Source organism: Enterobacter sp. E1 (genome assembly GCF_016809815.1).
GTDB lineage: Bacteria > Pseudomonadota > Gammaproteobacteria > Enterobacterales > Enterobacteriaceae > Enterobacter > Enterobacter adelaidei.
This window is the reverse complement of sequence record NZ_JAFBJM010000001.1, coordinates 68,564-93,184: the sequence shown is the minus strand read 5'-3', so window position 1 is coordinate 93,184 and position 24,621 is coordinate 68,564. Positions and strand designations below refer to the sequence as shown.

At 52.5% G+C, this 24,621-nt stretch carries 27 protein-coding genes; 12 read left to right on the top strand and 15 right to left on the bottom strand.

Annotation, left to right across the window (positions count from 1 at the left end; translation table 11 throughout):
• Positions 1-3: 3 nt before the first annotated feature.
• Complete coding sequence (gene purR, locus JGF26_RS00460) at positions 4-1,029, bottom strand: HTH-type transcriptional repressor PurR (protein WP_028017285.1); 1,026 nt, start codon at positions 1,027-1,029, stop codon at positions 4-6.
• 297 nt (positions 1,030-1,326) lie between these two features.
• Between purR and JGF26_RS00455 the strand changes: the two genes are divergently transcribed.
• Both JGF26_RS00455 and JGF26_RS00450 read left to right on the top strand, forming a co-directional pair.
• Positions 1,327-1,416 (top strand): YnhF family membrane protein, encoded by a 90-nt coding sequence (locus JGF26_RS00455; RefSeq protein WP_020688313.1) that lies wholly within the window; start codon positions 1,327-1,329, stop codon positions 1,414-1,416.
• A gap of 163 nt (positions 1,417-1,579) precedes the next feature.
• Positions 1,580-2,746: an MFS transporter gene (locus tag JGF26_RS00450; protein ID WP_028017286.1), complete on the top strand. Its 1,167-nt coding sequence runs from the start codon at positions 1,580-1,582 to the stop codon at positions 2,744-2,746.
• Between the two features lie 39 nt (positions 2,747-2,785).
• On the opposite strand, the gene sodB is transcribed toward JGF26_RS00450, so the two are convergent.
• Both sodB and JGF26_RS00440 read right to left on the bottom strand, forming a co-directional pair.
• Positions 2,786-3,367, bottom strand: coding sequence for a superoxide dismutase [Fe] (gene sodB, locus JGF26_RS00445; RefSeq protein ID WP_028017287.1), 582 nt, complete (start codon positions 3,365-3,367; stop codon positions 2,786-2,788).
• 121 nt (positions 3,368-3,488) lie between these two features.
• A complete protein-coding gene (locus tag JGF26_RS00440; RefSeq protein WP_028017288.1) occupies positions 3,489-4,262 on the bottom strand; it encodes a C40 family peptidase in 774 nt (257 codons plus the stop codon).
• Positions 4,263-4,600: 338 nt separating this feature from the next.
• Between JGF26_RS00440 and grxD the strand changes: the two genes are divergently transcribed.
• The gene (gene grxD, locus JGF26_RS00435; protein WP_003832760.1) at positions 4,601-4,948 is read left to right on the top strand and encodes a monothiol glutaredoxin 4; all 348 of its coding nucleotides are present in this window, start codon (positions 4,601-4,603) and stop codon (positions 4,946-4,948) included.
• A 43-nt stretch (positions 4,949-4,991) separates the two neighbouring features.
• Here the strand turns inward: grxD and rnt are convergent, their stop codons facing one another.
• The 5 genes from rnt to eptA all read right to left on the bottom strand — a co-directional run bounded on the left by rnt (position 4,992) and on the right by eptA (position 9,663).
• The gene (rnt, locus tag JGF26_RS00430) at positions 4,992-5,642 is read right to left on the bottom strand and encodes a ribonuclease T (protein ID WP_049006331.1); all 651 of its coding nucleotides are present in this window, start codon (positions 5,640-5,642) and stop codon (positions 4,992-4,994) included.
• A gap of 95 nt (positions 5,643-5,737) precedes the next feature.
• On the bottom strand, positions 5,738-6,145 hold the full coding sequence (gene gloA, locus JGF26_RS00425) for a lactoylglutathione lyase (protein WP_013096923.1): 408 nt from the start codon (positions 6,143-6,145) through the stop codon (positions 5,738-5,740).
• 100 nt (positions 6,146-6,245) lie between these two features.
• Positions 6,246-7,343 (bottom strand): alkene reductase, encoded by a 1,098-nt coding sequence (locus tag JGF26_RS00420; RefSeq protein ID WP_049006327.1) that lies wholly within the window; start codon positions 7,341-7,343, stop codon positions 6,246-6,248.
• A 53-nt stretch (positions 7,344-7,396) separates the two neighbouring features.
• Positions 7,397-7,996 (bottom strand): TetR/AcrR family transcriptional regulator, encoded by a 600-nt coding sequence (locus JGF26_RS00415; RefSeq protein ID WP_049006325.1) that lies wholly within the window; start codon positions 7,994-7,996, stop codon positions 7,397-7,399.
• 41 nt (positions 7,997-8,037) lie between these two features.
• Positions 8,038-9,663, bottom strand: a complete 1,626-nt coding sequence (eptA, locus tag JGF26_RS00410; protein ID WP_134707589.1) for a phosphoethanolamine transferase EptA — start codon at positions 9,661-9,663, stop codon at positions 8,038-8,040.
• A gap of 101 nt (positions 9,664-9,764) precedes the next feature.
• Between eptA and JGF26_RS00405 the strand changes: the two genes are divergently transcribed.
• The 3 genes from JGF26_RS00405 to sodC all read left to right on the top strand — a co-directional run bounded on the left by JGF26_RS00405 (position 9,765) and on the right by sodC (position 11,596).
• On the top strand, positions 9,765-10,052 hold the full coding sequence (locus JGF26_RS00405) for a DUF1289 domain-containing protein (RefSeq protein ID WP_161788399.1): 288 nt from the start codon (positions 9,765-9,767) through the stop codon (positions 10,050-10,052).
• 48 nt (positions 10,053-10,100) lie between these two features.
• Positions 10,101-10,997: an aldo/keto reductase family oxidoreductase gene (locus JGF26_RS00400; protein ID WP_134707590.1), complete on the top strand. Its 897-nt coding sequence runs from the start codon at positions 10,101-10,103 to the stop codon at positions 10,995-10,997.
• An 80-nt stretch (positions 10,998-11,077) separates the two neighbouring features.
• Positions 11,078-11,596 carry a superoxide dismutase [Cu-Zn] SodC gene (gene sodC, locus JGF26_RS00395; protein ID WP_028017295.1) on the top strand — a complete coding sequence of 173 codons (519 nt, stop codon included), beginning with the start codon at positions 11,078-11,080 and terminating at the stop codon, positions 11,594-11,596.
• Here sodC and JGF26_RS00390 read toward each other — a convergent pair.
• From JGF26_RS00390 to JGF26_RS00380, 3 genes are read right to left on the bottom strand one after another with little or no spacing between them, the layout of a single operon-like run.
• A complete protein-coding gene (locus tag JGF26_RS00390) occupies positions 11,575-13,608 on the bottom strand; it encodes an FUSC family protein (RefSeq protein WP_134707591.1) in 2,034 nt (677 codons plus the stop codon). The genes sodC and JGF26_RS00390 overlap by 22 nt on opposite strands.
• Complete coding sequence (locus JGF26_RS00385) at positions 13,608-14,468, bottom strand: HlyD family secretion protein (RefSeq protein WP_108090105.1); 861 nt, start codon at positions 14,466-14,468, stop codon at positions 13,608-13,610. Before JGF26_RS00385 ends, JGF26_RS00390 begins: the two co-directional genes overlap by 1 nt.
• A 2-nt stretch (positions 14,469-14,470) precedes the next feature.
• The gene (locus JGF26_RS00380) at positions 14,471-14,707 is read right to left on the bottom strand and encodes a DUF1656 domain-containing protein (RefSeq protein WP_028017298.1); all 237 of its coding nucleotides are present in this window, start codon (positions 14,705-14,707) and stop codon (positions 14,471-14,473) included.
• A gap of 186 nt (positions 14,708-14,893) precedes the next feature.
• Here JGF26_RS00380 and slyA point away from each other — a divergent pair, with 186 nt between their 5' ends.
• Positions 14,894-15,334 carry a transcriptional regulator SlyA gene (slyA, locus tag JGF26_RS00375; protein ID WP_028017299.1) on the top strand — a complete coding sequence of 147 codons (441 nt, stop codon included), beginning with the start codon at positions 14,894-14,896 and terminating at the stop codon, positions 15,332-15,334.
• A gap of 34 nt (positions 15,335-15,368) precedes the next feature.
• On the opposite strand, the gene JGF26_RS00370 is transcribed toward slyA, so the two are convergent.
• Both JGF26_RS00370 and slyB read right to left on the bottom strand, forming a co-directional pair.
• Positions 15,369-16,730: a GGDEF domain-containing protein gene (locus JGF26_RS00370; protein WP_134707592.1), complete on the bottom strand. Its 1,362-nt coding sequence runs from the start codon at positions 16,728-16,730 to the stop codon at positions 15,369-15,371.
• A gap of 198 nt (positions 16,731-16,928) precedes the next feature.
• Entirely contained in the window at positions 16,929-17,396 is a 468-nt protein-coding gene (slyB, locus tag JGF26_RS00365; RefSeq protein WP_008500578.1) for an outer membrane lipoprotein SlyB, read from the bottom strand.
• 255 nt (positions 17,397-17,651) lie between these two features.
• On the opposite strand from slyB, the gene anmK reads away from it, so the two are divergent.
• The 5 genes from anmK (at position 17,652) to pdxY (ending at position 22,235) form a co-directional block, all read left to right on the top strand.
• Entirely contained in the window at positions 17,652-18,776 is a 1,125-nt protein-coding gene (gene anmK, locus JGF26_RS00360) for an anhydro-N-acetylmuramic acid kinase (RefSeq protein WP_134707593.1), read from the top strand.
• A 94-nt stretch (positions 18,777-18,870) separates the two neighbouring features.
• Entirely contained in the window at positions 18,871-19,194 is a 324-nt protein-coding gene (gene mliC / locus JGF26_RS00355; protein ID WP_134707594.1) for a C-type lysozyme inhibitor, read from the top strand.
• Positions 19,195-19,251: 57 nt separating this feature from the next.
• Entirely contained in the window at positions 19,252-19,908 is a 657-nt protein-coding gene (pdxH, locus tag JGF26_RS00350) for a pyridoxamine 5'-phosphate oxidase (RefSeq protein WP_028017303.1), read from the top strand.
• Between the two features lie 125 nt (positions 19,909-20,033).
• A complete protein-coding gene (tyrS, locus tag JGF26_RS00345) occupies positions 20,034-21,308 on the top strand; it encodes a tyrosine--tRNA ligase (protein WP_028017304.1) in 1,275 nt (424 codons plus the stop codon).
• Between the two features lie 66 nt (positions 21,309-21,374).
• Positions 21,375-22,235 carry a pyridoxal kinase PdxY gene (gene pdxY / locus JGF26_RS00340; protein ID WP_134707595.1) on the top strand — a complete coding sequence of 287 codons (861 nt, stop codon included), beginning with the start codon at positions 21,375-21,377 and terminating at the stop codon, positions 22,233-22,235.
• Positions 22,236-22,312: 77 nt separating this feature from the next.
• Here the strand turns inward: pdxY and gstA are convergent, their stop codons facing one another.
• Together gstA and dtpA are read right to left on the bottom strand one after the other, a co-directional pair.
• Positions 22,313-22,918 (bottom strand): glutathione transferase GstA, encoded by a 606-nt coding sequence (gene gstA, locus JGF26_RS00335; protein WP_028017306.1) that lies wholly within the window; start codon positions 22,916-22,918, stop codon positions 22,313-22,315.
• Positions 22,919-23,023: 105 nt separating this feature from the next.
• Positions 23,024-24,532: a dipeptide/tripeptide permease DtpA gene (gene dtpA, locus JGF26_RS00330; RefSeq protein WP_028017307.1), complete on the bottom strand. Its 1,509-nt coding sequence runs from the start codon at positions 24,530-24,532 to the stop codon at positions 23,024-23,026.
• Between the last annotated feature and the right edge of the window lie 89 nt (positions 24,533-24,621).

The following is a 24,621-nucleotide window of genomic DNA, read 5'->3' as shown; positions in this document are numbered from 1 at the left end:
AGATTACCGGCGGTAGTCGCGGAACGGACCATCCGCAACGGAGCGGCGTTCAATAAGACGCGGGTGAACTTCAATGGACTGCGACTCTTCTCGTTTGTTGACGATCCTGTCCATCAGCATATTGAAGGCGGTTTCACCCAGTGAGTCTTTCGGCTGGTGAATGGTCGTTAATGCCGGCGTAAAGAAGCGCGCGTTACGCACGTTGTCATACCCGATCACAGAAATATCCTGCGGTACACGCAGACCCAGCTCATCGGCAGCACAGAGGGCACCCATTGCCATGATGTCGCCCCCGCAGAAAACGGCGGTCGGACGGTGCTGCTGGGAGACGATCTGCTGCATCGCGCGGTAGCCCGACTCCGGTTCGAAGTCGCCCTGCACGATCCAGTTTTCCGGCACGGTGATCAGCGCTTCTTCCATCGCTTTCATAAACCCAGCCAGACGACCTGCACCGGTATTGCGCTCCAGTGGACCCGGGATCACACCGATCTCGCGGTGACCGCGTTCTATCAGATAACGACCCGCCATATAACCGCCTTCAAAGGCGTTATCGATAACGGAATCGGTGAAGTCCGCGCGGGCTTCACCCCAGTCCATCACCACCATTGGGATATGGCGATACTCTTCCAGCATGGACAGCACAGTTTCCGGATACTCGGAACACATCACCAGCAGGCCATCAACGCGCTTTTGCGCCATCATCGACAGGTAGGCGCGCTGTTTTTCAATGCTGTTCCATGCGTTGCCCAGAATCAGGGTATAGCCTTTTTGAAAACAGTTTTTCTCAACCGCTTCAATGATCTCGGCAAAATAGGCCGCTTCACTGCTGGTCGCCAGCAAACCAATAGACTTGGTGTGATTAACCTTGAGGCTACGCGCAACCGCACTTGGCGAATAGTGCAGTTCTTTGATCGCTGCCCAGACGGCGTTGCGCGTCTCTTCCGCCACAAAGCGGGTTTTGTTAATTACATGTGATACGGTTGTAGTGGAAACGTTTGCGCGTTTTGCTACATCTTTAATTGTTGCCATTAAATGTCACTCCAGACCATATCCTAAACTCCTGAAAAACTTGAAGGTAAACGTTTGCCTTCTCTCACCCTTATCACGCAATTTTGAATTGCGACACGCCGGGAAAACGACACAGGACGTCAGGAGGGGGTCAATGGCCGGTACGCTAATAAATTTAGCGTGGAATTTTGTCCTATCTTGATGAAAAGGGGAAGAGGTAAAGTGGTTATCCGTTTAAATCCAGGAAGATTTTTGACGTAAATTGTGCAAAAATGAGCAAGCTCACTTTTCGTGGGGGGATTAAAAGGAGAAAAATTGATGAGTTCCGATCTGAAGTTTTCGCTGTTCACCACCGTTATTGTGCTGGCTTTGATTGTCGCAGCGGGTCTGACGGCCGCACTGCACTGATTTACGCGGAGGGAGAGCTTTCTCCCTCCCGATTCCCTTGATTGTTACTCCTCTGGCAAAAATCTTTTGCCATTTTGTTAACTTCTCATTTTTTGTGATTGATGTCATGCTTTCCGCTTCTTTGTTCTGTGTCACCTCATGACACGGCATCCGGAGTTGACGTATGAAAATCAATTTTCCCCTGCTGGCCCTGGCGATTGGCGCTTTTGGGATTGGCACCACTGAATTCTCCCCGATGGGTTTACTGCCTGTTATTGCCAGAGGCGTGGATGTCTCGATCCCTGCCGCAGGGATGTTAATCAGCGCCTACGCTATCGGCGTGATGGTCGGGGCGCCGCTGATGACGCTTCTGCTTTCGCATCGCGCGCGCCGCAATGCGCTGATTTTCCTGATGGCGATTTTCACCCTGGGCAACGTGCTTTCCGCCATTTCGCCGGACTACACCACATTGATGCTGTCCCGCATTTTGACCAGCCTTAACCACGGCGCGTTCTTTGGGCTGGGGTCGGTTGTTGCCGCAAGCGTGGTGCCAAAACACAAGCAGGCGAGTGCCGTGGCAACCATGTTTATGGGACTAACGATTGCCAACATCGGCGGGGTGCCTGCGGCAACCTGGCTGGGTGAAGCGATCGGCTGGCGTATGTCTTTCCTGGCGACGGCCGGTCTCGGTGTGATCGCGATGGTGGCACTGTTCTTCTCCCTGCCGAAAGGCAGCGCGGGGGAACGTCCTGACGTGCGCAAAGAGTTGTCTGTGCTGGTACGCCCGCAGGTGCTCTCGGCATTGCTGACGACCGTGTTGGGGGCAGGGGCGATGTTTACCCTCTATACCTACATTTCTCCCGTGCTTCACGACATCACTCACGCGACACCGATCTTTATCACTGCGATGCTGGTGTTGATTGGCGTGGGCTTCTCGATTGGTAACTATCTGGGTGGGAAATTTGCCGATCGTTCCGTGAGCGGGACGTTGAAGGGCTTCTTAACCCTGCTGATTGTCATCATGATTGCTATTCCGTGGCTGGCACGTAATGAGTTCGGAGCAGCCATTGCGATGGTCGTCTGGGGAGCTGCCACCTTTGCTGTGGTTCCACCGCTGCAAATGCGCGTGATGCGTGTCGCCCATGAGGCGCCGGGTCTTTCGTCTTCAGTGAATATTGGTGCGTTCAATCTCGGTAATGCGCTCGGTGCAGCCGCCGGTGGCGCGGTTATTTCCGGGGGACTGGGATACAGTTTTGTACCGGTGATGGGGGCGATTATTGCCGCGCTTGGTCTGCTGTTGGTGATGATGTCCGGTCGTAAGCAGCCAGAAACAGCCTGCGCTGCTGAATAAGCAAAAAAACGCAGAAGGGCGAACCCTTCTGCGTGTCTCTTATGCGGCGAAGTTCTTCGCCACAAACTCCCAGTTAACCAGTGCCCAGAAGTGCTCCAGGTAGTTCGGGCGCGCGTTACGGTAATCAATGTAGTAAGCGTGTTCCCAAACGTCCACGGTCATCAGCGGCTTAGCGCTGGTGGTCAGTGGGGTACCCGCGTTAGAGGTGGAAACGATAGCCAGTTTGCCATCGGCTTCTTTTACCAGCCACGTCCAGCCAGAACCGAAGTTCTTGATAGCTGCATCGGTAAATTTCGCTTTGAAATCCGCGAAGCTGCCAAAGGCGGCGTTGATGGCGGTAGCCAGTTCACCGGCAGGTTCGCCACCGGCGTTTGGCGCCAGGCAGTGCCAGTAGAAGGTATGGTTCCACACCTGAGCTGCGTTGTTGAATACGCCCCCCTCAGAGCTGCGGACGATCTCTTCCAGCGTTTTGCCTTCGAAATCGGTGCCCTTGATCAGGTTGTTCAGGTTGGTGACGTACGTCTGGTGATGCTTGCCGTAGTGATATTCCAGGGTTTCCGCAGAAATGTGCGGTGCCAGGGCGTCTTTTGCATACGGTAGTGCAGGTAATTCGAACGACATTGCTTCTCTCCTTATTGTATTTTGTGTTGCCAATAACCACACAGACAACGAGGAGAGAATAGCAAATTGAAAGGGTATGCAAAAGAGGAACTTACCCTGCCGCGACGCGGCAGGGCAGGGATTAGCGAATGGTTTTAGGTGTCATGACGCGACGCGCGCCGACGTAGTGGCGAACCCAGTAGTCTTCACTCAGCGAGGTGATCTGAATATCCTGACCGCTGCGTGGCGACTGAATGAATTTTCCGTTACCGACATAGACACCGACGTGGTCAGCCGTGCCGCGACCCTGTGTACGGAAGAAGACCAGATCGCCGTTTTCCAGCTCACCACGGTCAACCGGAGAAGCATCGCGCAGGTGGTACATTTCATTGGCAGTACGTGGAATGCGGAACTTCACCAGATCTTTATAGGCGTAATAGACGAGGCCACTGCAGTCAAAGCCGGTACGCGGTGAACTGCCACCCCAGTGATAAGGTTTGCCAATTTGCCCCATCAGTTTGTTCATCGCGGTTTTTTGCGCTTTCTGTACACGCACTTTATGCACTTCCGCTATTTTCGTGACCTTCGTGCATTTCGCCTTGTGGCCTTTACGCGTGATGCATTTTTCAGTCACGAGGTTGGCGGCAGTCTGCGAGGCTTTACTTTTGGATGTGTGAGCAGTGCGGGAAGATTTTGTTTTTGTCTTGCTTGAAGCGGTTTGTTTAGTCTGAGCAGTTGTTTTTTTCTTATCGTTCTTACTGGTGGTTTTTTTCTTACGTTCTGTGGCTTTCACCAGATGGTTCTTTTGCACAGCAGAATGCCGCGCCTGCTGAGAGGCGTTTGCCACTGGCGTGAAAGTGAGTGATGTAAACAGTAAAGCACAGAGCGTGATCGAGATTTTATTTATCCGCGCCACTGGGCAGTCCCCTGATAAATGCAGATCATCTATAGTACCTGCGTATGATTTACAAAGCCCGTCGATTCTAATCCATAAAAACCCGAGAAGTTAATAGCATTTTTCAATCTACAATCGTGTTTCGTTAGCAAGTGCAAAAAAATTCATCGTTCTGTCGCACATTTGTTCACTCCCTAAGCAAAACCCTGAGTGCAGCAGGGTTAAACACCATTTGCAATGCAACTTTTCATGAGTCGCGGTAAAATAAATAAACGTGACAAAAATGTTATTTTCCGATGCCAGTCTGAACCGCTACAATGTCAGACTAATGCCGTAACAGAAGTTAAAGGAAGCAAGACATGAGCACCACTATTGAAAAAATCCAGCGCCAGATCGCTGAAAACCCGATTCTGCTGTATATGAAAGGTTCTCCGAAGCTGCCAAGCTGCGGCTTCTCCGCGCAAGCCGTTCAGGCACTGTCTGCCTGTGGTGAGCGTTTTGCTTACGTTGATATCCTGCAAAACCCGGACATCCGCGCTGAGCTGCCTAAGTACGCTAACTGGCCGACCTTCCCACAGCTGTGGGTAGACGGTGAACTGGTTGGCGGTTGCGATATCCTGATTGAGATGTATCAGCGCGGTGAACTGCAGCAGCTGATCAAAGAGACGGCGGCTAAGTACAAAACTGAAGAGCCGGACGCAGAGTAACTTTCTGCTGAAATAAAAAAGCGACCTCTTGAGGTCGCTTTTTTTACTCTTCGCTGTCGCCCATCGGCAGCGGCCAGCCACCCAGACGTTTCCAGCGGTTGACGATCTCACAGAACAGCTCTGCAGTGCGTTCCGTGTCATACAGGGCAGAGTGCGCCTGCGTACCGTCAAACTCAATACCTGCCGTGATACAGGCCTTTGATAACACCGTTTGCCCCAGCGCCAGGCCACTCAGGGCGGCAGTATCGAAGGTGACAAATGGGTGGAAGGGATTTCGTTTGAGCGAGGCACGCTCTGCGGCGGCCATGGTAAAGCTGTGATCGAATGTGGCGTTATGGGCTACCATGATCGCGCGGCTGCAGTTGCTCTCTTTCATACCTTTACGCACCATCTTAAAAATGGCGTGCAGCGCATCATATTCACTGACTGCACCACGTAACGGGTTATGCGGGTCGATACCGTTAAACGCCAGTGCTTCCGGCTGTAAGTTTGCCCCTTCAAAAGGATCAACGTGGAAATGCAGCGTGGTGTCCGGTGTAAGCCAGCCCTGTTCATCCATCTTCAGCGTGATGGCGGCAATTTCGAGCAGCGCATCGGTTTTAGCGTTAAATCCGGCTGTTTCTACATCAATGACAACGGGATAAAAACCACGAAAACGGTCGCACAGACCGCTAAATTGAGCGTTATCGGACATCAGGGTCTCTTACATGGGGAAAAAGCAGAGCGCATTATGGCAAATTTTGGAAGGGTATGCAGTAAAACTACGGGCGCATATTGCGCCCTGAGGGATCAGTTGCCCAGACCGCGACCGGCGTCTTTGGCTTCAATCAGCTCGATTTTGTAACCGTCCGGATCTTCCACAAACGCAATCACGGTAGTGCCACCTTTGACCGGGCCCGCTTCGCGCGTCACGTTACCGCCGTTGCTGCGAATGCGCTCACACGCTTCGGCCGCGTTGTCCACTTCCAGCGCGATATGGCCGTAGGCCGTACCCAGCTCATAGCTGTCTACGCCCCAGTTGTAAGTCAACTCAATCACCGCTTCGTCCGTTTCCGGGCCATAACCCACAAACGCCAGCGAGTATTTGTATTCCGGGTTTTCACTGGTGCGCAGCAGTTTCATACCCAGGACGTTAGTGTAGAAATCAATAGAACGTTGCAGATCGCCAACGCGCAGCATGGTGTGAAGTAGGCGCATAATTTCCTCATTAACCTATGGAATAGAATATGTTTTTGAACAGAAACGATGTTTTAGTATAGCGGCGAATTGTCGCCGCTATCAATGCTCATTGGAGGGATTACAGAGAAGGGTAGTCGGTGTAGCCTTCTGCACCACCGCCGTAGAAGCTTTCCGGACGCTGTGGGTTCAGTGCCGCTTTCTGCTGCAGGCGGGCAACCAGATCCGGGTTGGCGATGTAGTCGCGGCCAAACGCGACGGCGTCGATCAGACCTTTATTGATCAGATCTTCGGCTTTCTCAGGAGTATAGGCTCCCGCACCGATGATCACGCCGTGGAAACGGTCGCGTACTTTCTGACGGAAAGCCTCTGTGTAAGGCTGACCACCGGCCCAGTCGGGCTCGGACATGTGCAGATAAGCAATACCACGTTTCGCCAGCTCTTCAATCAGATACAGCGCGTCCGCTTCTTCGTTCGGACCGTTGTCGACGTTCTGGAAAGAGCCAATCGGGGAGACGCGGATACCAATACGATCCGGACTCCACTCCTGGCATACGGCGTCAACCACTTCCAGTACCAGACGGGCACGGTTTTCGACGCTGCCGCCATACTGATCGGTGCGATGGTTAGACGACGGTGACAGGAACTGATGCAGCAGGTAGCCATGCGCGGAGTGCAGTTCAATCAGGTCAAACCCGGCTTCACGCGCATTGGCTACGGCCTGGCGGAAGTCGTTAACGATACCCGGGATCTCGTCCAGCTCAAGTGCGCGTGGCATAGAAGTATCAACGCGGATTGCGTGACCATTTTCATCACGCAGTGAAGTACGGGTATTCGCGCTCAGGGCGGAAGCGGAAACCGGTGCCTGACCGCCTGGCTGAATGCTGTTGTGAGAGATACGACCGGTGTGCCACAGCTGAACCGCAATACGACCTTCTTCAGCGTGAACGCCCGCGGTGATTTTCTTCCATGCGGCGATCTGTTCCGGGCTGTGAAGACCCGGCGCGCCCGCATAACCTTTAGCCTGAGCAGAAATCTGTGTGGCTTCCGTGATGATCAGGCCAGAGCTTGCGCGCTGACGATAGTATTCACCCATCAGTGGGGTTGGGATGTCACCCGGCTCAATGCTGCGTAGACGGGTAAGCGGAGCCATAAACACGCGGTTTGGTGCAGTGACGGCACCCACTTTCAATGGGGTAAATAATTTTTCAGCTGACATAAAGACTCCTGAGTAGACCAGTCGACTAGTAATGAGGTAAATAAAAACGCCTGTTAAACGCCAGGCGTAGTAATGCTGTTTTTCACATGTGCCAGTGCGCTTTCCAGCGGCACGGCACTGCGCGAAATCTTGGCCTGCAGATTAGCGCCCAACCAGAGGGCGTATAACACCTGCGCCTGAGTTAAAGGCTCACCGGAAAAGGCCAGCGTTTTTTCATCGCGGCCTTTCTCCAGTGCCTGAGCCAGCAGGGCGATAACACCACTGGCACCTTTATCCATTGCCGTGCGCATGTCTTCGGAGAGATCGCACACTTCAGCAGAAAGTTTTACCGTCAGACATCCGCTGATAATGCCCTGCTGGCAGAACTGGTTCAGCGTTTCCTGATAGTAGTTCAAAACACGATCGCGATAGTTACCTTTACCCGATGCAAAGTGGGTCGCCAGACGCTGGTGATAACCAGCATAATGACGCTCCAGCATTGCGACGCCAAACGCCTCTTTGGACCGGAAGTAGTGGTAAAACGACCCCTTCGGTACCTCAGCGGTTTTTAATAGCTCGCTCAGGCCCATACCGGTGAATCCGCGATGCATGCAAAGTTGCTCGCCGGTCGCCAGTAAATGTTCGCGGGTATCGTGTTCAGTATTTCTGCTCATGGCCGCACTCTAATAGACCGTTCGGTCTAATGCAAGCAAGTTTATTGACGACACGCGTGCAGAATATCCAGTTGCTGTTGATAAACCGTTGATTTCACGTCCATCATGCCCAGTACAGTCGAGAACAAATTGTCCTGAGAAACCGCATTTTTTGCCGCATGGTCACGTAAACACTGCTCGTTGATGCCAAAATTTTTCGCATAGTCCGGTGACAACCAGAACATAAACGGAATGTGTGTTTGCTGTTCCGGTGCCAGCATGTACGGTGTACCGTGCAGATAGATACCGCTTTCACCCAGCGATTCGCCGTGATCTGAGAGGTAAATCAGCGCAGTGTTCATGCTTGCCTGTCGTGCTTTCAACGTATCAATCGTTTTACTGACCACGCTGTCGGTATACAGGATCGTGTTGTCATAGGTGTTTATCAGCGCCTGATGATCGCAATCCTGGATTTCGTTGGTGTCGCAGGTTGGGGTGAATTTACGGAAATTATCCGGATAACGGCGATAGTACGCGGGGCCGTGACTGCCCATCAGGTGGATAACCAGAACGGTATCTTGCTTCAGGCCATCCAGGACGTTGTCCAGGCGGTAGAAATTCACGTCGTCGATGCAGGACTTGTCTTTGCAGAACTGATCCAGTTTCCACTGCGTCATGTCGGTATGGGGGATGCGATCGCAGGCACCTTTACAGCCGCCATCGTTGTCGCGCCACAGCAGATTGATACCCGCATGCTTGAGCACGTCGAGCAGTCCTTCCCGATGATGAGCCAGGTCAGCATCGTATTTGCTGCGCGTCATGCCGGAGAACATGCAGGGAACGGATACCGCGGTTTCAGTACCACACGAGGAGGCTTGCGGGAAGTTAATCACATCCTGCTTTTTCAGTTCCGGGTTTGTTTCGCGTTCGTAGCCGTTCAGGGAGTAGTTCGCCGCGCGTGACGCTTCGCCGACGACAAGCACCAGAACGGTTTTCTTTTGCTGACCTGAAATCAAGGGTCCTTTGTGTGCATCTTCGCCAATCCGCACCAGCGTCTGATCGCCTGCAAACCAGCGCATTTTGCTGTATTTCATCACGGCACTGACGTAGTTCGCGGGGGTGACCATTTTGACAATGCTTTTGTTATTACGAAACAGCGACGCGTAATCTTTATAAAATACGGCGGCAATAAGGATAATCACCAGCAGGGCACCGAGCATTGCGGCAACGCGCATCAACAGGGCATACCACCATTTCCCGGTACGAATGCGGGTCAATACCAGCACTACGGATGGAATGAGACCGGCAACAACAATCCACAAAATCATCTGTGGCGTTACCAGGGCGGTGGCTTCCTGGGAGTTCGTTTCGAACACGTTCACGATCATGTTCTGATCGATAACCGCGCCGTAGGTGTACATAAAGTAGGTGGCAGCGGCGCACCCGAGCGTCAGCAAAATCAGCAGCGGCTTGCGAATAAAGGGAATATTGAGCAGGCTAAACACAATCACCCAGCCGCAAAACAGCACCAGCGGTACGGTAGCGGCAAAGAGGATATCGTGAAGATGAGCGGGGGCGATAATTGCCCAACTGCGTTGTATAAATAGCGCGTTTACCAGGGTAAAGAAGAGCGCACAGCCAAGAGTAAATTTAATGTCGTTACACTGTAACTTTTTAATTAACCGCATCGAATGAAAAACCTGTCATTTTAATGATGGGGCGAGTATAGAGAGGGAAGATTAGTGAAACCTTAATGCCACAAATCTGTGGTAAAGCCCTTGCACGCGGCATGTTTAACGTCTTCACTGTAAGTGATAGCGGTAATCTGGAGGTGAGTGTGGCAGAGCAACTGGAGTTTTTCCCCATCCAGAGCCCGTGCCGGGGTATTTGTCAGGTAGATGAACGTGGATATTGCCGCGGGTGCATGCGTACCCGTGATGAACGTTTCAACTGGCAAACCTTTAGCGACACGCAAAAACAGGAGGTGCTGCGACTCTGCCGACAGCGACTTCTGCGCAAAATACGCGCAAATAAAGCGGGTGAGGCAGAAGAACCCCAGCAACCTTCACTTTTTTAACACGGTAATTGCGTATACTCATGACATCACGTCCTTGAGGAAAATGTTATGGTTCAGCGAATTACCCTTGCCCCCCAGGGGCCAGAATTCTCCCGTTTTGTGATGGGCTACTGGCGCCTGATGGACTGGAATATGTCCCCCCTCCAGTTGGCGAGCTTTATTGAAGAGCATCTCGATTTAGGGATCACCACGGTCGATCATGCCGATATTTATGGTGGCTACCAGTGTGAAGCCGCGTTCGGAGAGGCGCTCAAGCTGGTTCCGGCCCTGCGCGAACGCATGGAGATCGTCACGAAGTGCGGTATTGCCACCACGGCAAAACCTGAGCATGCCCTCGGTCATTACATCACCGACAGTGCGCATATCATCAAAAGTTCTGAGCAGTCGCTGGTCAATCTGGCGACGGATCATATCGACCTGCTGTTAATCCACCGTCCCGATCCGCTCATGGATGCCGATGAAGTGGCCGAAGCGTTTCTGAATCTGCATCAGAGCGGGAAAGTCCGTCATTTTGGCGTCTCAAACTTTACCCCGGCACAGTTTGCGCTGCTTCAGTCGCGCCTGCCATTTACCCTGGCCACTAACCAGGTCGAGATATCCCCGGTTCACCAGCCGCTGCTGCTGGATGGGACGCTTGACCAGCTACAACAGCTGCGCATTCGCCCGATGGCGTGGTCGTGCCTGGGAGGGGGACGCTTGTTTAATGACGATGAATTCCAGCCGCTGCGCAATGAACTGGAAACCATCGCCCGCGAGCTCAATGCTGAGAGCATCGAACAAGTGGTGTACGCGTGGATCCTGCGCCTGCCGTCAAAACCACTGCCAATTATTGGTTCTGGTAAAATTGAACGCGTACGCTCTGCGATTGCGGCAGAAGAGCTGCAGATGACCCGTCAGCAGTGGTTCCGCATCCGTAAAGCCGCACTCGGCTACGACGTACCGTAAACCAGCAAAAAGTGACTTTCCGGTGAAATGTTTGCCCCTGGTATAAACTTAAGGGGCAAAAAATAACCCGTGGAGGTCATATGAAGCGTTTTGCTCTGGCGCTCGTCACGCTGGTAGTCTGCGCTGGTGCGCAGGCGGCCAGTGATGAAGTGGAAATGAATCTTGTCACCTCTCAGGGTGTGGGGCAGTCAATCGGAACGGTGAAAATAACCGAAACCGACAAAGGACTGGAGTTCGCACCCAACCTCAAAGCACTCCCACCCGGCGAACATGGTTTCCATGTTCATGCCAACGGTAGCTGTCAGCCTGCACTGAAAGAGGGAAAGGCCTCGGCGGCGGAGTCGGCGGGCGGCCACTTTGATCCTCAGCATTCAGGTAAACACGAAGGTCCGAACGGGATGGGGCATCTCGGCGATCTCCCTGTGCTGGTGGTGAATAACGACGGCAAAGCCACGGAACCCGTCGTTGCACCACGGCTGAAAAAGCTGGCTGAGATTAAAGGCAAAGCGCTGATGATCCATGTTGGCGGTGACAATATGTCCGATCAGCCTAAACCACTTGGCGGTGGCGGAGTGCGTTATGCCTGCGGCGTAATTTGATCCTCAATGGTTCCCGGAGGAGGCGCTTGCTCCAGCTGCGACAGCGAGCAGTGCAGGCGCCAGATGATCGAGGCCAAATCTCGAGCAGCGGGCAAATGGTGCCGCGCGAGGGTATCGCAGATCCGCTGCAGCTCAGCCAGTGTGGCTTCGAGGGGACGTTGCTGGACACCGCGTTCACTCATGACATCGCGTAGCAGGGAGATGCAAACATCCCGAACCTGTGAGAGGGGATCAGAGCGTGTTTCCCATACGCGAAGCTGCCAGACGACGTGCGAACAGTTCAACAGCACTACGCCCCAGCGCAACAGCCAGCGGCGGGAAAGTGCGTCCTGGCTGTTATTCAACTGGCTGACATGGTGATAAACCAGCGATTCATACTCATTTTCACTCAGATGCGGTTTACGACTGAGTTGGTCGACAAACCCCCGGCGTAACTCCCGGATGTGCCGACGACTCTTGCGCGCATCTGAACCGGGGCGTAACACCGCGAAGGCCAGCCAGGCCAGTCCGACACCGAGGATCTTCGCCAGGTTGTCATTGAGAAAACTGGCGTAATCGTAAACCGGCGGATTCGTCACGGAAATAAACGACCCCATAAAAACAATCAACTGTCCCCATAGCCCCGCCAGTTTGGGCATTTGCAGCTTCAGAAGCTGCATGGTGGTTAACAGCGGAAACAGAAACAGCAGGAACTGCCACAGGTCACTTATCTGCACCATCAGGCCGAACTTCACCACAAAACTGAACAACGACAGTAATACCAGGGTGCGCATCAGCAGCGTAAGAGAGTTAAACGGTGAGGCAGCAACGGAGTAAAGCACGCAGCTGATGGCAGCGAGCGTCAGGGCAGCTGTACCGGAGTCCCACTGCGTGGCAATGCTCCACGCCCCCACCAGCATCAGTGCGCAGAAGGTGCGAAAGCCGCTCCAAAGTGCTTCGAGATAGTCTGTATGGCGTGCGAGCGCTGGACTACCCGGGACGTTGAATTCAGTCACCGGGGTGGCATTCTCGACGGCGTTAATCCAGCGGCTGCTTCGCAGATACAGCCGGCAAAAATAATTAAGACGCTGCCAGAAGGCGCGATGACGATAATCGTACTCATCGACCGGGGCGAGCGGCGCAATGATCTTCGCGACGGTGTAGATGTCCGCATCCGGGCGTGCAAGCGTTGCGAGCAGTACGTCAATCACCGCACGGGTGTTTTCTGGTGGCGTCGGCCAATTGAGTAACATCCGGCGCAGGCTGGAGATAGCGCTGGTCATGCGCAGCTGCTGGTGCAGCAGAAAGTTAAGCAGGGTATTCTGACGGCGAAAGCGGTAATGGCTCCAGAAGGCCTGGATGCGTAACAGATTCATGGTCAGGATCTGCCCGATGACCTTTTCATGGGCGAGACGGATCTCATCGTTGGTATCAGGTTGCCACAGTAGGCTTGCGTGCTCCAGCAATCGGGCATGCATGGTTTTCAGCGCGGTGATGAGCGCGGTGCCGTCCGACGTACTGGGCAGGATCATCATCATAAACCCGCCGCTGAGGATACCGACAATCACTTCACAGACGCGCGCCTGAGCGATATCCCACAGTTCGGTGGTATCGAGTACGTTAACCACCGGAAAGGCAATGATGGCGGCGGTATAGCCCGCCAGCTGGAAAGCATAGGCGACGTTGTTGGTAAAATGAGCGCAGGCCCAGGTACAGCATCCCAGCCATGCCGCCATGCTCAGCAAGAACAGCCATGGATCGTTCAACGTATGACCGGCGATAATTAACGCTGCAGTGGCACCCAGCAGGCTGCCTGCGATACGACCGAGGCTTTTACTGATAACACCTCCAACCGTGGGAAAACTCACCACCGCCGCAGAGGTCATCGCCCAGTAGGGTTCATCAAGGTTCAGGTAATAGGCGATGGTCAGCGCAAGACACATCGCGATGCCATTACGCAGCGCATAGCGCCACTGGGGACGCGTCGCTTTCATCCACGGCGTGTTACGCCAGGAGAGCACCTGCAGTTTCATTAACGGGTTCCGATGGAGACGGTACAGGTCGTGCCGGATACCAGGGTGATTTCCTGCGGTAGACGGTCAAACTCTACGCGAACCGGAACGCGTTGAGCCAGACGCACCCAGGGAACGTTCGGCTTAATGTCCGGTACCAGGCCGGAATCCGTTTCAACGCTTTGATCGTATATCGCCCGACCAATACTGGATACGTGACCCTGTAACTTTTTCGAGCTGCTATAAAGGGTTATGGTTGCCGGAGAACCCTCGCGGATATGGCGAAGTTTGGTCTCTTCAAAATAGCCCACGACATAGAAGGAGTGGCTGTCGACGAGGGCAAACACCGGCTGTCCGGTAGTGGCATAGTTACCCACACGCGCTGAAAGGTTGGTCACCCATCCGTCGACAGGCGATGTTATAACGGTTTGGGTTAACTCCCACTGGGCTTGTTTCAGCGTAGCCTCAGCCACATTGACGCTTGCCTGCATGGCCTTAACGTTGATATTCGCAGTATCTAAATCTTCTGCAGAGATGTAATTTTGCGATAAATGTCGGCGGCGGTTTGCCTCGTTGTTGGCTTTCGCTAAGTCAGACTGGGCTTTTGCCAGCTGAGCCTGGGCATTCAGAATCGCAATGTGATACGGGGTATCGTCGATACGGAATAGCACGTCCCCCTTTTTAACATACTGGTTATCGTTAACAAGAAGCGCCGTGATACTCCCTGAAACCTGGGGAGTAATGCTGACCTGTTCAGCGCGAATTTTGCCATCACGCGTCCAGGGTGATTGCATATAAAAATTCCACAGCCACCAGCCTGCAACCAGCGCGAGAGCGAGGACAAACAACGTGGAAAAGTACTTCAGCGTTTTCAGGGGCATATTCACCACACCAGCAAGACAGCAAGGCCCAGACACACGGAGAGGGCAAACAGGGAGAGATCCATCAACATGGGATGCCAGATTTCGCCGGAATACATCCAGTCACGAAGCAGACGATGTGCGATGAGCCAGAGAATAAAACCTACCAGTACGGCTTTAAACAGAGGCGGAAAGTAGACTGATGCACCGAAGATCAAGTCCTGAAGGGGCAAACCTTCTGAGTGATGAAAAAACGTCACAGGTAGAAATCCTTTGCAGTGAACAGAATGTCACAATGGCTTGTCTTAGTATGATGAGGTATCACAATTCAGTGTAAGTCATACTTTTAAGTTCCATGAATGCAGTATTGCATTTGTTTTGGCAATATAAATGCTGCACACTATTCTAAAATCAGTATAATAACTTAGCAAGCTAATTATAAGGAGATGAAATTGGAATCGCCATTAGGTTCTGATCTGGCAAGGTTGGTACGCGTCTGGCGTGCTCTGATTGACCATCGCCTGAAACCTCTGGAATTGACACAGACACATTGGGTTACGCTGCATAACATTCATCAGCTGCCGCCTGAACAGTCGCAAATTCAACTGGCAAAAGCGATAGGTATTGAGCAACCGTCGCTGGTGCGTACGCTTGACCAGCTGGAAGAGAAGGGACTCATCTCCCGGCAAACCTGCGCCAGCGATCGTCGCGCTAAGCGGATTAAACTCACAGAGAAAGCGACTCCCATCATTACTGAAATGGAAGCCGTGATTACCAAAACGCGGGGTGAAATCCTCTCGGGTGTTTCTCCGGCGGAGCTTGAAATGCTCATCAGCCTTATTGGTCGCCTGGAACAAAACATCCATGAGCTGCAGTCGCGCGACTGACATTCCAAAGGGCCTTGCAACAGCAAGGCCTTTTTCATTTAAAGACGACTACGCGGTTACGGCCTGTCTCTTTTGCTTCGTACATTGCCTTATCGGCACTTTCCACGCACTCTTCTGCAGTAATCCCTGATGAGGTTGCCGTAAATATTCCCATGCTGATAGTGATCGGTTCTGGTAACTGCCCCTCGCTGCTGGCCTTATCAAAGCCGCTCAGATTGAGCCGTATGCGTTCAGCCACCTTGTAAGCCTCTTCTGAAGAGGTGTTAGCCAGCATCAGTACAAACTCTTCGCCACCGATACGGGCCGCAATATCTTGTGGGCGCACGGAATCCATCAGCAGATGAGCGACAAACTGCAACACTTTGTCTCCCTGGAGATGCCCATAGTTGTCGTTGATTCGCTTAAAGCGGTCGAGATCGCTGACGATAACAGAAACAGGACGACCGGCTTTGGCGATATCCAGGGCCTGATTTAATGATTCATAGAAATAACTGCGGTTATAAAGCCGGGTGAGCGGATCGCGAATCGAGTTCTGATACGATTGCTGATACTTTAAATGTGAGTCACGATACAACCTGAAGACATCATAAAGCAGAACAAAAATAATAAGCAGCGTAGCAACTGTTTCAAATAATCGGGCCCGATACCAGGCGATATCTTCAGCGTGTCCGCCAGCCAGTAGCATTGTCAGCGTCACAATATAACAGACGCATAAGAAATTACCGCCAACCCAGAAAAGGTTACGTACCCGGGTAATAAACATTAGTGTTGCTAACGTTACTATCCAGAGAACAATAAGAAGAATATTAATGGCCTGGCTCCAGAGAACCATAAATTGCCGGGTTTCATTATCGACAAGATCCAGTAATAACAGTGATGAATGACTGGAACAAAACCACGCCAGAGCCACCATAGAAACAGTAAAGATAAATCCGCCAGTCACGATGGAAATATGTACCGGACGTGAAAGCGGGTAATCCCGGATGGTATAAAGCAAGGCTGAAAGGATGATGAGAACTGCCATGATAAGATGGCGGAACATAAAGAAGATCATGGCATCATTATAGTTAACTGCATTGAACTGATAGAGAGCTAACCAGGAAGGGAAGCTGGATAGCGTTCCTACCATCATCATCGCCGAGCCGGCAAAGGCTAAGGCAATTGCAATCAGATACAACCTTCTTCGATCACACCAGTATTTCATTGCCATAAAACAGGCAATAAACAGGTGAAATACCAGTAAGAAAATGGTCAGTGTAGGGAATAATAACGGAGAGAACGACGGTACCCGTTCGACAAGTTCTAAAAATAAACCCTGCAATAGCCCAATGACGGCAATGCAGCCGATACAGAATAAGAAATAACGGTTCTTCACACAATTATTCATCGCAAGCATATAAGTTTTAACAAAATTATAATAAATAAAAAAAAAAGCAATTGCGATGAGTTTAACTAATGAATTTTATAAATACTTTGCGCAGGAACAATATCAAGACTAATTAATAATAAGTTAAGTATATATTTGTGTGAAAGTATTAATTAATATTATATTTTTGTAAATGGATGTGGCCTGGTGACCACATCCAAAAACGAATTAACGTGGAGAAACGGTAACCTGGCTTCCGTTGCTCGCCAGAACAACGCGCTGGCCTGCAGAGAAACGCGTGCTACCTTGTTTCTGAACAACCATGATGGTGCTGCCATCATCTTTACGGATTTCCAGCTCTACACCCTGGGTTTTGTTCATCGCACCCTGAACGCCCTGGCCTGCTACACCACCGGCAACGGCGCCTGCTGCGGTCGCCAGAGAGCGGCCTGTACCACCGCCGACGGTATTACCCAGGAAGCCACCCAGCACAGCACCGCCGATTGCACCCATCACGTTGTTTTCATCACCACCCTGGATTTGTACAGGACGGGCATTAACAACGGTACCGTAAGTCACATTCTGAACCTGTTTCGCTTCAGAAGCGCTGTAAACGTCGCCAGAAAGTGAACTGTCATTCACACAGCCAGCCAGAGTTAAACCAATCAGCGAAACGCCCAGTACACGTAAAATCATTTGAATCTCCTGTTCACCAAAAACGCCCGATTGAGGGCATCCGTTATGGCTAAATTATATGGCATAAGGGGCCATAGTTCATATCTTTGCACTAACAATGGGAAAATTGTACTTGAATTTGACTTAACGAGACATAAACAGTCTTCGCACGTGTTACCCGTCTGACATTGTTAAAAAATATTATCGCCGGATAGCAAAGCAGCGCTGTTTATGGTTGAGTGGATACTCTTAGCCCACGCAACGTAAGGAAAGCGCATGAAATCGGGTCGCTACATTGGTGTGATGTCAGGCACCAGTCTGGATGGGGTAGATGTCGTTCTGGCCGCCATTGATGAAAACATGGTGGCGCAGCAGGCGAGCCTGACCTGGCCAATCCCCATTTCACTGAAAGAGGATATTCTGAGTATCTGTCAGGGGCAGCAACTCACCCTTTCCCAGCTAGGGCAGCTCGATGTACGCCTGGGAGCGCTGTTTGCTGATGCGGTACAGGCGTTAATGCACAAAGAACATCTTCGTCCACAGGATGTGGTTGCCATTGGGTGTCACGGACAAACTGTCTGGCATGAGCCAGGTGGCGAAGCACCGCATACCCTGCAAATTGGTGATAACAACCAGATTGTGGCAAAGACCGGTGTAACGGTGGTGGGCGATTTTCGTCGTCGCGATATTGCGCTTGGAGGACAGGGTGCACCGCTGGTGCCCGCTTTCCATCAGGCTTTACTGGCGCACCCTTCAGAACGCCGTATGGTGCTCAATATTGGTGGTATCGCCAATCTGTCCATGCTCATCCCGGGACAGCCCGTACGTGGCTACGATACCGGCCCGGGCAATATGTTAATGGATGCCTGGATCTGGCGTCAGTGCGGTCAACCGTATGATAAAAACGCGGAGTGGGCGAGCGCGGGTAAAGTGATTATTCCGCTGTTGCAGTCCATGTTAAGCGACCCTTATTTTGCACTACCGGCACCGAAAAGCACGGGGCGCGAATATTTCAACTATGGCTGGCTTGAGCGCCAGCAGGCGCAATTCCCGGCACTCTCGCCGCAGGATGTCCAGGCAACACTTGCTGAGTTAACGGCCGTGTCGATATCTGAACAGGTGCTTCTCAGTGGCGGATGCGAACGTCTGCTGGTGTGCGGGGGAGGAAGCCGAAATCCGCTGGTGATGGCGCGTCTTGCCGGGCTACTGCCGGGTACAGAAGTCACGACGACGGATGAAGCGGGTATCAGTGGAGATGATATGGAAGCGCTGGCCTTTGCATGGCTTGCCTGGCGCACGATTGCCGGGCTACCGGGCAATTTACCGTCGGTAACCGGTGCGCGTGAGGCGAGCGTCCTTGGTGCCATTTTCCCGGCCAACCCTCGTCAGAATCAGAGTTAACTGAAATTCAGCGTCGCGTATTGTCGTTAGAATGGAATAAAAACAGGAGGGCAGTCACGCCCTCCAGGACCAGGAAAGTCGTCGGAATACGCTCATGAAAAAACTTCTTCTTATTGTCGCGCCTTTGTTGCTGTCAGGGTGCAGCGTCTATAACCAACTCGTTGAGCGTATGCAGACCGATACGCTGGAGTATCGTTGCGATGAAAAGCCGCTGACCATTAAGCTGAATAACCCGCGCCAGGAAGCCAGTTTTGTGTTCGACAATAAATTGCTGACCCTGAAGCAGGGCATCTCGGCCTCCGGTGCACGTTATACCGATGGTATCTATGTCTTCTGGTCGAAAGGGGACAGCGCCACGGTCTACAAACGTGACCGTATCGTGCTGAACAATTGTCAGCTCGAAAATCCGAAGCGTTGAGATTTTTACAGGGGCGGCGCACAATAGCGCCACCCAATCTCAATGTCAGCTAACGCCATGTCAGATAACGACGAACTGCAGCAAATCGCGCATCTGCGCCGTGAATACACCAAAGGTGGCCTGCGTCGCCAGGACCTTCCCGCTGAACCCCTCGTGCTTTTTGAACGCTGGCTGAAACAGGCTTGCGAAGCGAAACTGGCCGACCCAACGGCTATGGTTGTCGCAACGGTCGATGAAAACGGTCAACCGTATCAGCGCATCGTATTGCTCAAGCATTATGACGAGAAAGGTTTGGTGTTCTACACCAACCTGGGCAGTCGCAAAGCACATCATCTGGAAAACAATCCGCGTATCAGCCTGCTGTTCCCTTGGCATATGCTGGAGCGTCAGGTCATGGTGACAGGCAAAGCGGAACGTCTCTCGACGCTGGAAGTGGTGAAGTATTTCCACAGCCGTCCGCGCGACAGCCAGATTGGCGCCTGGGTCTCAAAACAGTCGAGCCGAATTTCAGCTCGCGGCGTGCTGGAAAGCAAATTTCTTGAGCTGAAACAGAAGTTCCAGCAGGGTGAAATCCCTCTGCCGAGTTTCTGGGGCGGTTTCCGCATCCCGATTGAGCAGATGGAGTTCTGGCAGGGGGGCGAACATCGCCTGCACGATCGCTTTTTATACCAGCGCGACAATGGCGGCTGGAAAATCGACAGACTGGCACCGTAATCCCCGAAATTTGTTGATTTAAGCGCTAGCGCACACCGCGCTTGCGCTTTATTCTATGGTACTTTCGCATCAGGCGAAAAGTCGTGTACCGGCAAAGGTGCAGTCGTTTATACATGGAGAATTTGATGGCAAGCAGTAACTTGATTAAACAATTGCAAGAGCGGGGCCTCGTGGCTCAGGTGACGGACGAGGAAGCGTTAGCAGAGCGACTGGCGCAAGGCCCGATCGCGCTCTATTGCGGCTTCGATCCCACCGCTGACAGCTTGCATTTGGGGCATCTTGTTCCATTGTTATGCCTGAAACGCTTCCAGATGGCGGGCCATAAACCTGTTGCCCTGGTTGGCGGTGCGACAGGTCTGATTGGTGACCCAAGTTTTAAAGCCGCTGAGCGTAAACTGAATACCGAAGATACCGTGCAGGAGTGGGTGGATAAGATCCGCAAACAGGTTGCACCGTTCCTCGACTTCAACTGTGGTGATAACTCCGCCATTGCCGCGAACAACTATGACTGGTTTGGCGGCATGAACGTGCTGACTTTCCTGCGTGACATCGGCAAGCATTTCTCTGTTAACCAGATGATTAACAAAGAAGCCGTGAAGCAGCGTCTGAACCGTGATGACCAGGGTATCTCCTTCACCGAGTTCTCGTACAACCTGCTGCAGGGTTATGACTTTGCCTGTCTGAACAAACTGCACGGTGTTTCCCTGCAGATTGGCGGTTCTGACCAGTGGGGTAACATCACCTCCGGTATTGACCTGACCCGTCGTCTGCACCAGAACCAGGTCTTTGGTCTGACCGTTCCGCTGATCACCAAAGCCGACGGGACCAAATTCGGTAAAACCGAAGGTGGCGCGGTATGGCTTGATCCGAAAAAGACCAGCCCGTACAAATTCTACCAGTTCTGGATCAACACGGCTGATGCCGATGTATACCGCTTCCTGAAGTTCTTCACCTTTATGGACATTGAAGAAATCAATGCCCTGGAAGAAGAGGACAAAAATAGCGGTAAGGCGCCACGTGCACAGTACGTGCTGGCGGACGAAGTGACCAAACTGGTTCACGGTGAAGAAGGTCTGGCCGCGGCAAAACGTATCACGGCAAGCCTGTTCAACGGCACACTGAGCGATCTGAGCGAAGCGGACTTCGAACAGCTGGCGCAGGACGGCGTGCCAATGGTCGAGATGGAAAAAGGTGCTGACCTGATGCAGGCGCTGGTGGACTCCGAGCTGCAGCCTTCCCGTGGTCAGGCGCGTAAAACCATTGCGTCTAACGCTATCACCATCAATGGTGAGAAGCAGTCCGACCCGGAATACACCTTCACTGACAGCGATCGTCTGTATGGTCGCTACACGCTGCTGCGTCGCGGCAAGAAAAATTACTGTCTGATCTGCTGGAAATAATTAAAAGTAGCCAGGGGCGTGGGAAACCACGCCCCTTTTGTTTTTACAGGGTTTGGTAAGAAAAAAATGAAGAACATCCTCGCCATTCAGTCCCACGTTGTTTTCGGACATGCTGGCAATAGCGCCGCGGAATTTCCAATGCGCCGCCTCGGTGCCAACGTCTGGCCCCTCAACACCGTACAGTTCTCCAACCACACGCAATACGGCCAATGGACCGGCTGCGTAATGCCGCCTTCACACCTCACGGAAGTTGTGCAAGGTATTGCCGATATCGGCCAGCTCAAACGTTGTGACGCGGTACTGAGCGGTTATCTCGGTTCAGCAGAGCAGGGAGAGCATATCCTCGGTATTGTTCGCCAGGTGAAAACGGCAAACCCAGCGGCAAAATTCTTCTGTGACCCTGTTATGGGCCATCCGGAGAAAGGCTGCATCGTGGCACCGGGTGTCGCAGAGTTTCATGTTCGCCATGCGCTGCCCGCCAGCGATATCATTGCGCCAAATCTGGTCGAACTGGAGATCCTTTGCGAGCATCCCGTTAACAGCCTAGAAGAGGCGGTAAGCGCGTCCCGCGAGCTGATAGCTCTGGGGCCAGAAACTGTGCTGGTGAAACATCTCGCGCGTGCAGGGCTTAGTAAGGACCGTTTTGAGATGCTGCTGGTGACGAAAGACGATGCCTGGCATATCAGCCGTCCGCTGGTGGATTTTGGCCCACGTCAGCCGGTAGGGGTTGGGGATGTGACCAGCGGTCTGCTGTTGGTGAAACTGCTGCAGGGTGCAACGTTGCGAGATGCCCTGGAGCATGTCACCGCGGCGGTATACGAAATCATGATTGCGACGAAAGAAATGCAGGAGTATGAATTACAGGTCGTTGCGGCACAGGATCGTATTGCTAAGCCGGAACACTATTTTAGCGCAACGCAGCTTTAAAATATGCCGGGTGGCGCTGCGCTTACCCGGCCTACTCAACCCGTAGGCCCGTGCCAGCGCCGCGCCGCCGGGCGATGTTAGTTAAGACCTTCCGCTTTCAGCGCTGCAGCTACCGCAGGACGTTCTGCCATGCGCGTCATATACGATGCAATATGGTCTAACCCTTCCAGGTTCAGCTTAACCGCGCGCGCCCAGCGCAGTACGGTAAACAGGTACGCATCGGCAATTGTGAAACGCGAACCACAAATCCACTGGTCGTCTTTCAGCGATTCGTTAACGTACTGCAGCTTTTTTTCAAGAAGCGCACGCAAGGTGGGTTTGTACTCTTCTGGCGTATCGGGACGGAACAGCGGCGTAAAGCCTTTGTGCAGCTCGGTCGCAATGTAGTTCAGCCACTCCAGCGTTTTATAGCGAGAAACCGTACTTACCGGTGCCAGTAACTGGCGATCGGGCACGCTATCTGCCAGAAACTGCATAATCGCCACACCCTCGGTCAGCAGAGTACCGTCATCCAGCAACAGTGCCGGAACTTGTCCCTTCGGGTTGATGGCAAGAAAATCATCACCGTTTTCCAGACGTTTCTTCATCAGATCAACGCCATCCAGCGTAAAATCTTTGCCGCTCTCGCGCAGGGTGATATGGGAAGCAAGAGAGCACGCGCCCGGTTTGTAGAACAGTTTCATCGGTAACTCCTTTTTGCTGAGGTTTCAGCTATGTTAGTGCGCGAACGGGTAAAAAAAAAGCCGCTAATGCATTAGCGGCTTCTGTTATGTCGTTTCTCAATGATATTACGCGGTAGCGGTTTTAGTCGCTTTAGCGGTCTTGTCGTCGTCCTGAGTCATACGATTCAGTTTCGGTGCCGTCAGCAGCATCAGAGCAGCGATGACTGCTGTAGCGATACCAATCTGCATGAATACAGTACCGTAGACGTTCAGAGAGACCAGTGGGTCAGTGACGTTATCCGGAACGGCCATCAGGTTTGCAATCTTACCTGCAATGATTGCTGCGCCGGCAGTGGTCAGGAACCAGCTACCCATAATGAAGCCCATCAGACGCTGTGGTACCAGCTGTGCAACCATCGCCAGACCCAGACCGGAGATCATCAGTTCACCGATAGACTGCAGAGCGTAGCTCAGGATCAGCCAGTTAACGGAAACGATACCTGCATCAGTCGCGAATTTGGTACCCAGTGGCAGCACCAGGAAGGCGCCGGAGCACAACACCATGCCGATGGCAAACTTGTGCGGCATTGGCAGACGGTCACCCATCTTGTTATAGATAGCGGCCAGAATTGGGCTGCCAATCATAATCCAGAACGGGTTCAGGGCCTGATACTGCTCCGGTTCGAATGCGATACCCAGAATTGAGTGCTCAACGTTACGAATAGCGAAGAAGTTCAGAGAGGTTGGCATCTGGCTGTACAGTACGAAGAAGATAATCGCTTCCAGCATCAGAATGAACGCCACAATCATCTTACGACGTGCAGCACCCTGCATGGCGAAGGCTTCTTTCGCGAAGATAATCACGATACCCAGTGCAACCACACCCAGAACCGCACGTGCGATACCCTGGTTGTGCAGCAGCCAGGTCGCGATTGCAGCAAGGATCACAACGCCTACAATGGTCGCCAGCAGTTTACCCACATGTACGGGTTCGAAGTCAGGTTTTGAACCGTAGTTTTTAACCCAGCGTTTGCAGAAGGCAAAGTTGACTACGGTGATCAGCATACCGACCACGGACAGGGAGAACGCCACGCTCCAGCCGAATTTAGCGGCCAGCCACGGTGTTGCCAGCATGGAGAAGAAGGAACCGATGTTCACGGACATGTAGTACATGGTGAATGCACCGTCCAGACGCGGGTCATCTTTGCTGTAACAGGTAGAGAGCAGGGAAGACGGGTTCGCTTTGAACAGCCCGTTACCCACGGCGATGGTCGCCATGCCCATATACACGACAGCAGCATCATGACCAGACCACGCAACCAGCGCATAACCGATTGCCAGTACAATGGCACCCAGCATGATAACGCGTTTAGTACCGAGAACTTTATCACCCAGCCAGCCGCCGATTGCGACCAGACCGTAAACCAGAGCACTGAAGGAGGAGAACAGCGTGATGGAATCGGCTTCGGACATACCCAGCTGTTTTACCAGGTAAACCGCCATGATCCCTTGCAGGCCGTAATAACCAAAACGCTCCCATAACTCGATAGAGAAGATGAGATAGAACGCTTTTGGTTGTTTAAAAGCGTTAAGACTTACGCTTTCATCTGTTGGTTTATTGTTTGCAGTAGACACATATACCTCTTTTTTTACATCCCATATTAACGGGGGTGTTCATAGCGTGATGGCCGTAGTCCATACGCCTTATAGTTATTTTGGGAGGA